Source organism: Photobacterium phosphoreum (assembly GCF_002954725.1).
Classification (GTDB): domain Bacteria; phylum Pseudomonadota; class Gammaproteobacteria; order Enterobacterales; family Vibrionaceae; genus Photobacterium; species Photobacterium phosphoreum.
Genome location: NZ_MSCQ01000002.1, coordinates 1,164,008 through 1,179,832 on the forward strand (window position 1 = coordinate 1,164,008; position 15,825 = coordinate 1,179,832).

Genomic DNA, 15,825 nt, shown 5'->3' on the forward strand with positions numbered 1-15,825 from the left:
TTCTTCATGTCATGACTCAATAGATAACCTTGTGAAAGGAGATCAGACAATTGAACCGTAAAATAGATGACTCATTAGCCGTGTGGCTAGATGGATTTAATCTGCAACTGGCCGCATTAAATGCAGCAGGTATTCCGTTGAGTGCAACGCGCGCGCGGCAAGGATTAGCCACTATTACACAGTCATTGGTTACTGATATCCCTCCTATAGCAATGATTATTGATGATGCTATTGAGCATGTGCCAATCAGGGTATATCACCCGCAACCTCAACAACTATTGCCTATTTTGATGTATTTTCATGGTGGTGGGCATGTTGCGGGCAGTATTGATGTCTATGATCCTATCTGCCGTAAATTAGCGTTAGCCTGTCAGCATATTATTGTTGCGGTTGATTATCGCTTAGCGCCTGAACATCCTTATCCTGCCGCAGTTGATGATGCTTATTTATGTTTACAGCATTTGCTACCAACACTGGATCGGATTGGTATTGGTTATATATCACGGATTGCGATTGGCGGTGATTCTGCTGGTGGTGCGCTCGCGGCGACAATGTGTGCATTAACACAAGATGATGATACGGTGAAAATTAGTAAGCAAGTGCTTATTTATCCTAGCCTTGATTACACCTTATCGTTGCCTTCGACGGTGATTAATAGCCATAATTATTTTCTACAGACAAATAAAATTCGATGGTATTTTGAGCAATACTTTCAGGACCAGTATGATCAATATAAAGCCTCACCATTATGGCTGCCAATATGTGCGACATTTCCTGAAACATTAATGATCACGACTGAGTTTTGTCCACTACGGGATGAAGGGGTTTATTATTATCTCAAATTACGTCAGCAAGGTATTTGTGCCCAGCATTACCACGTTCCTGATATGGTGCATGCATTTTTAAATCTAGAGAATATCGTGCCACAGCATTGTCAGCAGACATATGAAAAAATAGGGGAATTTTTGTTTGAAGATCAGTAAATAAGATAAGTGAAGCCGTAAGCAATAATGTTCAATATTACTTACGACTCAATGATGGTGGAATACTTGTTTCATTATTCAAACATTGACTCTAGTAGTAAATATAAGCCGCGTAATAAATCCATATAACACCTTCCATAGTGAATTGTTTTTTAATTTCGGTTCAATCCAGAATAGTGCGATTGCATAGTAAGTCAATGGTTGGTGGGTGAAAAAAGTGTCTATTGTGAACACTGATCACGAATTGTTATCAATAGGTAATAAATAGAGTTTTTTCAATGTGTTTTAGAATATTATTGTCAGGATACCGACACAATATAAGGATTATAGATGACAACTCGTTTTAAGCATTTAGCAACAGCATTTGAACCTTTTATGTTATTGATGGGGGTCGTAGGTCCATTAGCAACATTGCCACAGTTATATAAATTATTTTTTTCTCATAGTGAGCATGCTTTAGGGTTATCGTTAACCACATGGGTACTTTATGCGCTATTGGCTGCATTATGGGCAGTGTACGGTTTTGTTCATAAAAACCCACCTATTTGGGTTGGCAACAGTTTAGGGTTTTTAATGGATATGGCTATGGTGATTGGTATCTTTTGGCATACCGGCGGTACGTTTTAACGCTATAAACACAATTTATATTTAACTATTGTATTAAGTGGTTATTACTTTCGTTTTTACAAATATTAACTTTCAGTTGTGATATTGTGACTAAAAGCAAAATAATGACCACTTTTTAAACGTTTAATAGTGATGTGTGTACTTTTTTACTTTCAAAATATCCTTTACCGTAATTAAACGAAAATTAATAACGGAAGGATAAAGGAATAATGAAACATGCTAATTTAGCGGTATCTATTGCCGTGGTATTATCAACATTAATAGTACCTACCCCTGTATTCGCTCAACTTAACACCACACCTGTTGCTAATAATCAACAACCACAGACTTTGGTTGAGTATCAAGCGTTACGCCAACGTTGGGCGGCGAGCTTTCTTGGTGATGCAACTATTCCTTTCGACGCGATATTAAAACAAACCGTTATTATAACCAATAATGCAGCAGCCCAACATTGGTCATCAATGCTAACAGATTCTACTCGTACTAGTTTGTGGAATGATGTGGTTTTAGATGCTCAAACGGATGCGGGTAAAGAGGTATTAGGAGCTAATATCCGCACTTCTTATCAGCGATTATTTAGTATGGCGAAAGCCTACCGTCTACGTGATGGACAGTTGCAAAATAGTGCTGAGTTATTAACGGCTATTATTGATGGCATGGCATTTCTGAACCAACATTATTATAAAGTTGGTGCTAAAGAATGGGGTAATTGGTGGCACTGGGAGCTCGGTACACCGAAAGATATTCATAATATTTTAGTGTTGTTATATGACCAATTACCGCAGCAATTAATTACCACTCATACTCAAGCAACACGTTATTTCACTCCAGAGACAACCCATTTAGGTGCAGGGCCTGGTGCTGATGTGTCAAGTAACCCTCATTATCGTTTATCGACGGGGGGTAACCGCACTGATAATACTCAAGTGGTTATTCTACGAGGTATTCTGGATAACAATAGCGCTGAAATAGAAGCCTCTATCGCTGCTTTATCACCCGTATTAGCGGAAGTGACAACCAGTGATGGCTTTTATAGTGATGGTAGCTTTTTACAGCATTACGATATTGCCTATAACGGCACTTATGGCAATGTATTACTTAATGGTTTAGGGGCGCAATTACATTTAGTGGCGGGCTCACCTTGGCAAGCAACCGATCCTGTGCTTAAAAATATTTACCCTATTATTTTTAAAAGTTACGCGCCATTATTGGAACGTGGCACCATGATGGAGTTTGTGAACGGGCGTGCTATTTCTCGGCCTACAGAACAAGGCCATCATGTTGGTCATTTAGTGATTGCTTCATTATTACATTATCTTGATGGCGCCGATCCACAAACAAAATTACGGTTACAAGATTTAATTAAAACACAGATCACGCAAGATACGTCTATTGATTTTTTTACTTCGATTAATCATGTTGGTAACTACCAAAAAGCCAAACTATTAATGGCTGATACCAGTATTAATGGCGAGCAACAGTTGCAAGGTTTCTTTAATTATCCAGCAATGGATCGCGTCGTTTATCGTGGTGATGATTGGACCTTTAGTTTAGCAATGCATTCTAGCCGTCTTGGTAATTTTGAATGTATGAATAATGAAAATAAACAAGGGTGGTTTACTGGAGATGGGATGGGCTATCTCTACAATGGTCAACTTGATCATTACCAAGACTATTGGCCGGCAGTAAACCGTTATCGACTAGAAGGAACCACGGTCGATAATCAATTGATGTCTGATTGTGGTGGTCAGCGAAATCAAATTCGAGGGGGGCGTCAAACACAAATGGATTGGGTTGGCTCGGTGGCTTTGAAAGAGATTGGTGCTGCAGGCATGGCGTTTAGCAACTGGGATAATACGTTAACGGCTAATAAGTCATGGTTTATGTTTGAAGATGAGATCGTGATGCTAGGCTCAGATATTAGTTCTACAACTCAAGCTGATATTACCACAACCGTGATGAATCGAAAATTAGCCGAAGTTGGTAATAATAAGCTGTTTGTTAACGGTAAGCGTTGGCAACCACAATTAAGCCACACCATGAAATTACGGACATTAACACTTAGCAATAATGAGCTTGATGATGCAGATATTAGCTATGTATTCTTACAGCCAACCACCGTTACTGTTGAACAGCAATTACGCAGTGGTGATTGGAGTGAAATTGGAACGCGTAGTGGACAAGTGAGTGCAAATTTTGTTGCCGCCACCATAGAACAAACACCTCAGAATGATCATTATGCCTATGTATTACTGCCTAATGCGGATAAAGAAGATGCTCAAGAGTTTGTTGAAGAAATGCCGATTAAAGTACGTCGTAATGATCACTTAGCCCATATCGTCACTCATAAAGATGAAGAGATAACAGCAGCTAATGTATGGACAGACCAAGCCGTTGTAATCACCAAGCAGATCACTGCAGTTTCCAAAATGGCGATCATGGTTGAAAAAGATGATCGTGAGTTAAATATAGTGGTTAGTGATCCATTACAAACGCAAACGATGTTACATATAAAGTTAAATAAGTCAGTTAAGATTGAAACTGATTCTGAGCAGCGATTACAACTTGATGGGCAAGGAAATCTGATGATTAATGTCGAAGGTTTAGTTGGTCAAAGTTATCCGTTTACTCTGAAAAAATTATCTGCTAGCTAATGTGAGCCGTAAACTTTGCTCTATAACTGTTGCTGATATGTATTTATATATTCAGCAGCAGTTTTTTTATTTTTATTTTCTGCGTTATAAGACAAAACACTTACGTTAGCTTTCATTTTTATTCGTTTGTGATCCTTGCCGCTTTAATCTTTCGTTTTCTTTCGTATTATGCGTTATCAGTATTTCGAAAGTCTTTTAAAGGTTCATTATGGCTTTGTCTTCATTCCATTCTCAGCAAGCACGTTTTCATATGATGGCTAAGCCAACCAGTTATCGTTGTAATTTAAAGTGTGATTACTGCTTTTATTTAGAAAAAGAAACCGTGGTTGGTAATACCAGTAGTAACAGTTGTGGATCGGCTGCAAGTACGACGAATGCGGCCATACCAAGTAGTGATCAAATGTCAGATGCCACGTTAAAGCGTTATGTCCGCTATTATATTGCCAGCCAAAATAGCACTGAAATCGACTTTTCATGGCAGGGGGGAGAGCCCACGCTTGCTGGGCTAGATTTTTTCCGCAACGTGGTTAAATATCAAGCCCAATATGGCGCGGGTAAAAATATTACCAATAGCTTTCAAACCAATGCGGTGGCGATTAATCGGCAGTGGGCGCAATTTTTTGCCGAACATAATTTTCTGATTGGCGTTTCTGTGGATGGTACTCCTGAAGTACATGATAAATATCGTATTTCAGTGAACGGTAAACCCACTTTTGAGCGAGTTAAAAAAGCGATTGAGTTACTTTTAGAATATCAGGTTGAATTTAATATTCTTACGGTTATCAATGATCAAAATTGGCATAAAGGCCGTGAGACTTACCGCTTTTTAACCTCACTTGGAGCGCGTCACTTACAGTTTATTCCTATCGTTGAAGTCCAACCGCAATATCAAACTAATACCAGCGGTCATTATTCACCTCAAAAAGATGCACCATTAACCCATTTTTCAGTGCCTGCTGAGGGTTATGGTCAGTTTATGAGTGAAGTGTTTGATGAGTGGTTACAGCACGATGTCGGTACTGTGTTTGTGCGAATGTTTGACAGTATTTTAGCGACATGGCTTGGGTATCCTGCCTCTGTTTGCGTGCAATCAAAAGAATGTGGTCAAGCGATGGTGATTGAAGCCAATGGCGATATTTATTCGTGTGATCATTATGTTTATCCCGCCAATAAACTCGGCAATATTGCGACCACAGAACTTGTGAAACTCGCGACCAGTAAACAACAACAGCGTTTTGGCAGTGCTAAATCTCAAAAGCTGACTCAACAATGTCAGCAATGTGAGGTGCATGGGTTGTGTTATGGCGGTTGCCCTAAACATCGTTTGGTGAGTGTTGTGGGTGAAAAGCATAAACAAAATTATCTGTGTGGTTCCTATCAGCAGATTTTCCGCCATACCGCTCCTGCAATGCACATGATGAGTCAGGCGATTCAACAAGGTGGTACAGCAGTAGATGCATTACCTTATTTAGCGCAACTTCGCTCAGCATAATATTAGTTATTTAATTGAATTTAAAGCCATATTGCTGTGTGTTACAGCAGTATATTACAAGGAGTATATAATGAATCTGTCCTCGACGAAGAAGACGGTAATTGCGAGTTTTGTGGCTGCTGCCTGCATGGCCTCTTCTACTGTGGTGAATGCAGCCCCAGAGACTGCCACTGCAAAACAACCCAATGTATTATTAGTGGTGATGGATGATCTGGGGACAGGTCAGTTAGATTTTGCATTAGACAGTTTAGATAAAAAGACCTTGGCTGATCGTCCTGTCCCAGTACGTTATCAAGGTGATTTTGATAAAATGGTGGATGCTGCTAAACGTGCAATGCCAACCGTGGCAAGTTTAGCTCAGCAAGGCGTGAAGATGACCAATGCCTTTGTGGCTCACCCTGTTTGTGGTCCTTCGCGTGCGGGTATTTTTACCGGTCGTTACCCAACCAGTTTTGGTACTTACAGTAATGATGATGCGCTGCAAGGTGTGCCATTAGACATCAAACTACTTCCTGCTCTATTTCAAGAAAATGGCTACAATACTGCCAATATTGGTAAGTGGCACAATTCAAAAATAAGCAGTAAAAATGCCGTTGCAGATAACAACAAAACGCGTGATTACCACGATAATCAGATCCCTGTCACCCCCAAAGAATATTCACCAGAACAACGTGGATTTAATTATTCCTACAGTTTTTACGCCTCTGGTGCCGCGTTATGGGATTCACCTGCTATTTATCAAAATGGTAAAAATATTCCAGCACCGGGTTATTTAACCCATAACTTAACCAATGAAGCGTTGCAGTTTATAGAGCAAAGTGGCGATAAACCGTTCTTTATTAACCTTGCGTTTAGTGTGCCGCATATTCCCTTAGAAGAAGCGTCACCTGCGAAATATATGGAGCGTTTTAAAACGGGTAACGTTGAAGCAGATAAATATTTTGCGGCGATCAATGCTGCCGATGAAGGGCTTGGACAAATTGTTGAACTGCTGAAGAAAAAGGGTGAATTAGACAATACGCTCATTTTCTTCTTATCGGATAATGGCGCGGTACATGAGTCACCAATGCCAATGAATGGTATGGATCGTGGCTATAAAGGCCAGATGTATAACGGTGGTGTGCGGGTGCCATTTGTTGCTTATTGGCCGAAGCATATTCCTGCTGGTGGTACCAATGATACTTTGATCTCAGCATTAGATATTTTGCCAACAGCACTGACAGCGGCGGGGATTACTATTCCAGCAGAAATGAAGGTTGATGGTAAAAATATTTTGCCAGTGCTTGAAGGTAAAACAAAACAATCGCCACACCAATACATTTACTGGGCTGGCCCTGGTGCCAAGCATTACAGTGAAGAAAATGATGCATTTTGGCACGGCTACTGGAAATGGATCACTTATGAATCGAATGATATTCCTAAAAATCCAAATGTAGAGAAATTATCAAAAGGTTCATGGGCAATTCGTGATCAAGAATGGGCATTGTATTTCTATGATGATGGCACTAATAAAGTGAAATTATTCAATGACAAGCTTGATCCAAGTGAACGAAAAGATCTGGCTCTGCAATACCCACAAAAAGTGAAGCAAATGAAACAAGCTTTTTATGAGTGGATCAAAGATAAACCTAAGCCAGTGGCATGGGGACAAGATCGTTATCAAGTATTAACTGAATCAGCAAAAGGTTAATAACAAATTATATATTATCGCATCACCGTTATGTTGAAGGGATATCAATATGATCGTGGTGCGTTATTGTCCATGGAGGACGACAATGATAAATGATATTCAAACACCTACCGCAGTCACTGAGCCTGAGTTGGATAGATTAACCAAACCTCATCATATAACGCTACAGCCACCCTATATAGCGAAAACGATTCAAGCAACTGAGCGACCAACTATTCCTTATGAACACCCAACCATTGCGATGTACTTTAAGCTATTTAAACAGCGACTAGTGCGTTTAAAAATGAAAGCGCCTACTTATTCTAATAATGATGCTGCAATAGCGGCATGTTTTACTGATGATGCGCTAAGTATTGAGAATAAATGCGAATACTTAGTACGTTATGTTGCTGAAGCGTTTGAGCATTACGCAGTATGGGATTATAGCCATGCTTATTATCCTGGTCGCCCGAGTCAGCAAAGTGCACGTACCGATGCGATGGAAGGCTCTAGCCGTGTATTGCCAACATTAGCAGCGTGGATAAGCCAACATGGTTCGCAGCCGCTAGCGGGGCTAAATGGTCAGTCTTTGGATCTTATTGCTATGTTGCGCAATGCTTTCTTAGCGGGAACTGATCCTCGACATGCGGGGTATTGGGGAACATTACACGATTATGATCAACGTATTTGTGAAAGTGCCGATTTAGCGCTGGCATTATGGCTGAGTCGTGAACATGTTTGGCAACCAATGACCACTGCTGAGCAGACCCAAATTATCACGTGGTTTAAGCAAGTGAATCACTGCCAAACAGTGGATAATAATTGGCACTTATTTCCGTTAACGGTGCAATTAGTGATTAAGGCGTTAACGGGAGAAGATACCGTTGCTTACGATAAATATGAACGGGTAAAACAATTTCATGTTGGTGATGGCTGGTTTCGTGATGGCGCTAAAGGTAACTACGATTACTATAACGCGTGGGGATTTCATTACTCACTCTATTGGCTTGATCAAATTGATTCAGGGTTTGATAGTGAATTTATTCATCAAACTCTTGCGGATTTTGTTAGCCAATATCGCTATTTATTTACCGCTGAAGGTTTGCCTTTCTTTGGCCGTAGTGCTTGTTACCGTTTAGCTGCCGCTGCGCCATTAATTATGGCGATTGATCAGCACAGTGATGTAATTTCTGCTGGTGAAGCTCAACGCGCCTTTGCAACTAGCTTGGAATATTTTATTGGCAATGGTGCAATGCAACATGGTGCGCCAACCCAAGGATTGTTTAGCGACGATACCCGTCTGGTTGATAACTACAGTGGCCCTGCGAGTAGCTTTTGGTCGTTACGAGCACTCAACATTGCTTTATTTTGTGGGGATCGCTGTGGCTTGTGGCAAGCCGAGCAACAACCATTACCGATTGAGCAAGGGGATTTTAATTTTTCATTGCCAGCGATAAATGCGCAAGTGATTGGCATTTTCGAAACGAAAGAGGTGGTAGTAATATTCAAAAATGATTATATCACTGAGCAAACGCCATTATCTCGTCGTTTAGATCCACAATTACCCCGCCATTATTGGCTTGAAAATATACTTGGGCGGGCGGAAAGACCAAAGAATAACTTATTGCGTAAAGGTATTACCTGCTATTCATCCAAAATGTCACACTTCTTTTGATTTCGTTTAGTTACTTTTTTTCGGTTTGAAAGCATTTATGTGATTTAGATCTTTTTATTTGTCTTTGTTTTCGAATACTATCTAAATCGAAAGTTAACGGAAGGTTTGAGGTTTTTTATGTTTTTGGTTTCTTCGCGTGAAATGCTGCTAAAAGCGCAGCTAGGCGGCTATGCCGTTCCTGCTTTTAATATTCATAATCTTGAGACGATTCAAGTTGTGCTTGAAACTGCGGCTGAGATGCGTTCTCCCGTTATTCTGGCTGGCACACCTGGCACTTATTCTTATGCTGGCACTGATTACTTAGTGGGTATTTGTCTTAAAGCGGCAAATATTTATCAAACGCCAATTGCATTACACATGGATCACCATGAGTCGTTTAGTGACATCCGCACTAAAGTAGAAGCTGGCATTAAATCAGCGATGATTGATGGTTCTCATCATAGCTTTGAAGGCAATATTGATATTACTCGTAAAGTCGTGCAGTTCTGTCATGGTTGGGATTGTTCAGTTGAAGCAGAATTAGGCCGTTTAGGCGGTCAAGAAGACGATCTTATTGTTGAAGATAAAGATGCACTTTATACCGACCCTGATGCAGCCATAGAATTTATTAATGCGACGGGTATTGATTCATTAGCGATTGCGATTGGTACAGCTCATGGTATGTACAAAGAACAACCTCAATTAGATTTTGATCGTTTGGGGATTATTCGTAGTAAAACAGATACACCGTTAGTGCTACATGGTGCTTCAGGTGTGCCAGATGAAGATGTACGTCGTTGCATCGAATTGGGTATTACTAAAGTCAATGTCGCTACCGAACTTAAAATTGCGTTTGCTGATGCAGTGAAACAATATTTTATTGAGCACCCAGAAGCGAATGACCCACGTCATTATATTATTCCGGGTAAAGCGGCAATGAAGAAAGTCATTCAAGATAAAATTCGTGTATGTGGTAGCGAAGGAAAAGCGTAATTAATCACAGAATATAACCTCTCGCCAAGGATGACACAATGTAATGCTAGTTCCCCCTAAAGTTAATCGCTTTATTTGGTATTGCATTTATAACTTTGAGTGATGATGTTTTTTGGCCATGATTGATTCCCATATCTCGTCGTCATGGCCTTTTTTCTGACAGCTAATAATGGCTCGTAGGTGAAGAAAAATGACATTTCCAAATTCAGCAATAAAGCGCAACATCGCTATTTTGGGTGAGTGTATGATTGAGCTAAGTGGAACGCCTTTTGCGACCCAACAGCAAAATTTTGGTGGTGATACGCTTAATACTGCGATTTATCTCTCTCGATTACTTCCTCAACGTTCCCCAAGTTATATCACCGCACTCGGCATTGATAATTACAGTAATGCTATGGTTGATGCATGGCAGCATGAAGGCATTGATTGTCGTTTTGTGATGCGTGAACGCGATAAATTACCCGGCATGTATGCGATTGAAATCGATCCACAAGGAGAGCGCAGCTTTCACTATTGGCGCAGTGATTCAGCCGCACGTTATATGTGTGAGCATGCTCAGTTTTCACAAATTATTGCACAATTAAAAGACTATGATTTGATCTACCTCTCAGGGATCTCTTTGGCGATTTTACCGGAGCATGGCAAAATTAAACTCATTGAAGCCCTTGCAAACTTAAAAGCTTCTGGTTGTAAAATTGCGGTTGATTCTAATTATCGACCACGGTTATGGAATGGTGCAACGCATGCTAAAACATGGCTATCAGAACTGTATCGATTAGCGGATATTGCTTTAGTGACCGCTGATGATGAGGATTTATTACGCGGTGAAGTCAACACTTCCGCTGAGGTTATTGCTGAGCGTTTGCACCGTTTAGGTGTCAGTCAAGTGGTGGTGAAATTAGGCAGTAAAGGCGCAATGTGGTCGCAAGCCGGTCAGCAAGGTTTTGTTGACGGTAATCAAATTGAACATGTCATTGATACAACCGCCGCTGGGGATTCTTTTAATGCGGCTTATTTAGCAGCATGGGCCAAAGGTATGCCAATGATTGCTTGCTGTCAGTGGGGAAATAATCTTGCCGCTCAAGTGATTCAACATCGAGGGGCCGTTATTCCTCAGCAATGTACCCAATATTTAACGGATTTAATGAGTAGTAATTATGATGACAAATGAATGGATTGATCGTTTGCGTGCATTGCGAGTAATGCCAGTAATTCAAATTGAAAACGCAGCGGATGCGGTGCCGCTCGCTAAAGTGTTAGTCGAAAATGGCCTACCTGCTGCTGAAATTACCTTTCGTACTGCGGCGGCGGCTGAATCTATTCGCTTAATTCGCGCTGCCTATCCACAGATTGTATTGTGTGCAGGCACAGTGCTAACGATAGAACAAGTTGATGCTGCTATTGCCGCTGGTGCTGATTTTGTGATTAGTCCTGGGTTTAATCCTTCGACGGTAACATATTGTTTAGAAAATAATATTAAAATGATCCCAGGGGTTAATAACCCAAGTTTGGTTGAACAGGCGTTAGAACTTGGTGTGAGTGCGCTTAAATTTTTCCCTGCCGAAGCCTCTGGTGGCATTAACATGCTTAAATCATTGGTTGGGCCTTATAGCCAAATTCAATTGATGCCAACAGGTGGTGTAACACCACTTAATTTGGGGGAGTATTTAGCTATTCCTCAGGTGATTGCATGTGGTGGAACATGGATTGCACCAACCCGTGCGATTGCTAATCATGAGTGGGATCTGATTGCTGGTAATGTGCGCGAAGTGCGGGCTATGATTGATCAAATAGGCGCATAGGAATGTATTATGACTGATGTAAAACATGTTGCGGTATTGCTTGCTGATGGTTTTGAAGAAGGTGAAGCGGTGGTTTTTATCGACATTATGCGCCGTCTAGATATTAAAGTGGATGTATTGTCATGCATGGAAACCACTACGCTTAATACTTACTTTGAAACTAAAATTAGTGCTGATTATGTGTTAGCCGATAAATTCGACACCACTTATGATGCGGTGATGATGCCCGGTGGCCCGCAAGGTACTGATAATTTATCCGCAAATGCCAATGTGATTGCTTTTCTAAAGCGCCATATTGATGCCAAGAAGTACATCTGTGCCTTATGTTCTTCTGGCGCTAAGGTGCTTGCTGCGCATCATTTATTACAAGGTCGCACGTATACAACGGGCGATAAATTAGCTGAAAAATTCGATGATGGTGAGTTTGTTAAACAGAAAGTGGTTGTTGATGGGCAATTTATTACCGGACGTGGGTTAGGGGTGAGTTTTGAATTTGCCTTTACGGTTGCACGTTATTTATTAGCCGACAACCACCAAAAAGTTGATTGGCAAGCAAGCCATATCTATTTTGATCATTGGCCGTTGGATAATTAATAATAACCCCTACAGCCTTAATATTAAAAGCCTAGCTAATCAAATAGCTAGGCTTTTTTAGTTAACAATAAACAGCAGTATATTATTCATCGTTAATGGCTGCATGATAATGAATTAGCCACCACAAGAGATTGAAAGTTTGCCATCATCATTACGGGCTAATTTGATTGTTGTTGTCGCTGATTTTTGGTTTTTAGGGAGATAAACTGCGCAGTGAGCGAAGTCGGGAACGCTGGCTTTATTAATTGTTTTTAGTGCTGTTTTTTGATTATCAACATTATCGCCGCTATAAACTGAAATACTGTTTATTTGTGCTAGCACTGGTTGTGTTACAGCAACTGTTGCTGCATTTGCAAACAATGACACTGAACTTAATACAAGAATCGATAATAACTTTTTCATAGTAGACCTTATTAATTAGAGGGAGGATTGTTCTAAAACGAGGTCTAATGTAAACAGCAGTTATCTATAAAGCAATAATAAATTATCGATAAACGATAATTTATTATTGCTGGTTTTTGTTTGATGTTTGATTTGTTTTTATAACAATATGATTCTTAATAAGAAATATAAATATTCACATAAGAATTTCAACTTTCATTATTGTTGATGTAATTGACGAATGATTTCAAGGGCAACCGCTTGTGCAGACGCAGGATTCTGTCCGGTGATGAGATTTTTATCAACGACGATATAACTCTCCCAATCGGGACCTTTACTATAATGTGCACCTTGGCTTGTTAACATATCTTCAAGTAAAAAAGGGACGACATCAGTGAGTCCAACCGCAGCTTCTTCACTGTCACTAAATCCCGTCACATTTTTACCTGTGATGAGAGGGCTTCCATCAGGATTTTTCGGTGCTTTTAATGCTGCGGGACCATGGCAAACAAGGCCTGTTGGTTTGTTGTGTTGATAACAGCATTCAATGATATTTTGTGATGCGGTATCTTGTGATAGATCCCACAGTGGTCCATGACCGCCAGGATAAAATACAGCATCATAATCAGCAGGGTTAATAGTTGATAATAGTAAGGTATTAGCTAATTGCGTGACGGCTTCAGGATCATTTTTAAAGCGCAGAACAGATTCTGTTTGCATCTCTGGTGTATCACTTTTTGGATCAATCGGCACTTGTCCACCCATCGGCGAGGCGAGAGTAATGGCGTAGTTATTATCTTTAAAAGCGTAAAATGGAACAGTAAATTCATCTAACCATAGGCCTGTTTTTGCTGTGGTTTCGCCTAAAGCGTGATGAGATGTTAATACGATTAAAATTTTCATATTTATCCTTGAAATCTCGTTAAAATAAGCCATTTAAATTAAACATAATTTAATATTACAATTAGTTATAGGCTTAAATAATGAGGCTCACAAGCGCAATCGTGACTCTTTTTTATCAATATAATATCTAAGTAGCTATTAAAATAATGGCATGGTTGGTGCGAGGATTATTGAGAGGATCCAGATTATATTTTAAGCGAGTAATGCTAAAAAACAAAAAGGCCACCGAAGTGACCTTTTTGTGAAAAATAGCGATCTATAATTAGTCAGCTATTTCAGCATTGTGGTAAACGTTTTGTACGTCATCACAATCGTTTAGCGCATCAAGGAATTTTTCAAACATTGCAATATCGTCACCAGCTAATTCAGTCATTGTCTGCGGTACGAAAGCAATTTCTTCAGAGTCAATTTCTACATCAGCCATTGTTGCTGCAAGTGCATTTTTAACTTTAAAGAACTCAGTGTGAGGTGCATAAACGGTGATTTCGCCATCTTCACAAGTGATGTCAGTAACGTCAACGTCTTCCATCATTAGATTTTCAAGAACAACTTCTTCGTCAGTACCTTTGAATTCAAATACTGCTTGGTGCTCAAACATGTGACCAACGGTGCCTGGGCTACCGATTTTCGCATTATTTTTAACAAATGCTTGACGAACGTCCATGAAAGTACGGTTGTTGTTGTCTGTTAGACAGTCAACGATAACCATGCAGTTGCCTGGGCCAAAACCTTCGTAACGTGCAGTTGAGTAATCTTCACCGCCGCCGCCTTTCGCTTTATCAATCGCTTTGTCGATAACGTGGCTTGGTACTTGATCTTTTTTCGCTTTTTCAATAAGACGGCGAAGTGCTAGGTTGCTATCCGGATCTGGACTGCCGTTCTTAGCACAAACGTAGATTTCTTTACCGTACTTAGAGTAAACCTTGATCTTAGCGCCTTGGGTTTTTGCCATAGACAATTTGCGTACTTCGAACTTTCTTCCCATGAGGAATCACTCTCTTTTACTGTTTTAGACGGTCAATTATGCAAATATTTTACCAGTACCCCTTAATTCTGGCTAGTTAGATCTGTATTTATGCTAAGTAAAGTCGATTTTTTTATGTTTACGTTGAAATAATAAACCAACTTAAAAATAGTAATCAGAATAGTTATTTTTGAAGCTAAAGATTTCAAATATAGGTTAATTTCTCGTAAGGTAATAAAATAAAGCAAATAAATCCCATATTTTCTCATATTATAAGAATACCACTTGTTGTTAGTGACATAATTGGTTACAAATAATCATCACATAAATTAGAGATAACCTACCTGTGACTCATTCACTCAGTGCTAATGAAAAATTGTTGCAAGTGCTTATTCACATTGCTGCATCTAATGTACCGCTGCAAGCACAACAGCTCAGTACCGAAATGGAAATGCCAATAAGTAGCTTATACCGCTATTTAGCCTTACTTCGTGATTGGAATTTAATTGAAGAAAATCATGGTCGTAATACTTACAGTGCTGGGCCTGCTGCATTACAACTTCAACGTAATTTTGACATGAATTCTCCGTTACCTGATGGCGTTCGACCAATATTGAAACGTTTACAACAGCAAACGGGTGAGATGTCTGCTTATATGGTTGCTGTTGGATTTAATGCTTTATGTGTTGACAGTATTGATAGCCCTTATGCGCTTCGTTGTAGTTATGAAAAAGGTCAAAGTCAGCCATTGATTCGTGGTGCATCTGCCAAGGTCATTCTGGCTTATTTGCCATTGGCACGCCAATTAACGATTTTAGAACATTACGATATTACAGAATCGCAGCAAATTGATACTTGGATTGCTGAGTTAGATTTGATTAAACAAGATGGTTTTGCGATCAGTACTTCAGAGATTGATGTTGGTGTTTCTGGTGTCAGTGCACCCGTATTTGTGGGCAATAAAGTTGTTGGTGCTGTTAGCGTGATGGCACCTGCAGAGCGCATTAATAGCCGTAAAAATAAAATTGTAATGTGTGTATTACAAGCAGCGAGAGCATTACCACCGCAGCACTAGTGTGTGCTGTTTGTGAAAGATAGGGAAGATAGGC

General features: G+C 40.0%; 14 protein-coding genes. 11 read left to right on the top strand and 3 right to left on the bottom strand.

All coding sequences use genetic code 11. The features are described 5' to 3' along the window. Nucleotides 1–50: 50 nt before the first annotated feature. From BTO21_RS17010 to BTO21_RS17055, 10 genes are all read left to right on the top strand, one after another. Entirely contained in the window at nt 51–983 is a 933-nt protein-coding gene (locus tag BTO21_RS17010) for an alpha/beta hydrolase (RefSeq protein WP_105026929.1), read from the top strand. A gap of 330 nt (nt 984–1,313) precedes the next feature. After that, on the top strand, nt 1,314–1,610 hold the full coding sequence (locus BTO21_RS17015) for a SemiSWEET transporter (protein ID WP_045028556.1): 297 nt from the start codon (nt 1,314–1,316) through the stop codon (nt 1,608–1,610). Between the two features lie 209 nt (nt 1,611–1,819). Further along, a complete protein-coding gene (locus tag BTO21_RS17020) occupies nt 1,820–4,264 on the top strand; it encodes a polysaccharide lyase 8 family protein (RefSeq protein ID WP_105026930.1) in 2,445 nt (814 codons plus the stop codon). A gap of 208 nt (nt 4,265–4,472) precedes the next feature. Further along, complete coding sequence (locus BTO21_RS17025) at nt 4,473–5,756, top strand: anaerobic sulfatase maturase (protein ID WP_045028557.1); 1,284 nt, start codon at nt 4,473–4,475, stop codon at nt 5,754–5,756. Between the two features lie 70 nt (nt 5,757–5,826). Continuing rightward, on the top strand, nt 5,827–7,446 hold the full coding sequence (locus tag BTO21_RS17030; RefSeq protein ID WP_045028561.1) for a sulfatase family protein: 1,620 nt from the start codon (nt 5,827–5,829) through the stop codon (nt 7,444–7,446). 85 nt (nt 7,447–7,531) lie between these two features. Beyond that, nucleotides 7,532–9,100: a DUF2264 domain-containing protein gene (locus tag BTO21_RS17035; RefSeq protein ID WP_082056823.1), complete on the top strand. Its 1,569-nt coding sequence runs from the start codon at nt 7,532–7,534 to the stop codon at nt 9,098–9,100. A gap of 117 nt (nt 9,101–9,217) precedes the next feature. Beyond that, a complete protein-coding gene (locus tag BTO21_RS17040; protein WP_065192343.1) occupies nt 9,218–10,072 on the top strand; it encodes a tagatose bisphosphate family class II aldolase in 855 nt (284 codons plus the stop codon). A gap of 190 nt (nt 10,073–10,262) precedes the next feature. Next, nucleotides 10,263–11,243, top strand: a complete 981-nt coding sequence (locus BTO21_RS17045; RefSeq protein ID WP_052672627.1) for a sugar kinase — start codon at nt 10,263–10,265, stop codon at nt 11,241–11,243. Beyond that, on the top strand, nt 11,230–11,874 hold the full coding sequence (locus BTO21_RS17050) for a bifunctional 4-hydroxy-2-oxoglutarate aldolase/2-dehydro-3-deoxy-phosphogluconate aldolase (RefSeq protein ID WP_045028563.1): 645 nt from the start codon (nt 11,230–11,232) through the stop codon (nt 11,872–11,874). Before BTO21_RS17045 ends, BTO21_RS17050 begins: the two co-directional genes overlap by 14 nt. A gap of 9 nt (nt 11,875–11,883) precedes the next feature. Then, nucleotides 11,884–12,468 carry a DJ-1/PfpI family protein gene (locus BTO21_RS17055; protein ID WP_045028565.1) on the top strand — a complete coding sequence of 195 codons (585 nt, stop codon included), beginning with the start codon at nt 11,884–11,886 and terminating at the stop codon, nt 12,466–12,468. Nucleotides 12,469–12,582: 114 nt separating this feature from the next. Here the strand turns inward: BTO21_RS17055 and BTO21_RS17060 are convergent, their stop codons facing one another. The 3 genes from BTO21_RS17060 to BTO21_RS17070 all read right to left on the bottom strand — a co-directional run bounded on the left by BTO21_RS17060 (nt 12,583) and on the right by BTO21_RS17070 (nt 14,737). After that, on the bottom strand, nt 12,583–12,870 hold the full coding sequence (locus BTO21_RS17060; RefSeq protein WP_045028566.1) for a hypothetical protein: 288 nt from the start codon (nt 12,868–12,870) through the stop codon (nt 12,583–12,585). 198 nt (nt 12,871–13,068) lie between these two features. Then, nucleotides 13,069–13,752, bottom strand: a complete 684-nt coding sequence (locus BTO21_RS17065) for a type 1 glutamine amidotransferase domain-containing protein (protein ID WP_045028568.1) — start codon at nt 13,750–13,752, stop codon at nt 13,069–13,071. A gap of 262 nt (nt 13,753–14,014) precedes the next feature. Then, nucleotides 14,015–14,737, bottom strand: coding sequence for a YebC/PmpR family DNA-binding transcriptional regulator (locus BTO21_RS17070; RefSeq protein ID WP_045028571.1), 723 nt, complete (start codon nt 14,735–14,737; stop codon nt 14,015–14,017). 325 nt (nt 14,738–15,062) lie between these two features. On the opposite strand from BTO21_RS17070, the gene BTO21_RS17075 reads away from it, so the two are divergent. Next, complete coding sequence (locus BTO21_RS17075) at nt 15,063–15,791, top strand: IclR family transcriptional regulator (RefSeq protein ID WP_065192345.1); 729 nt, start codon at nt 15,063–15,065, stop codon at nt 15,789–15,791. Nucleotides 15,792–15,825: the final 34 nt, after the last annotated feature.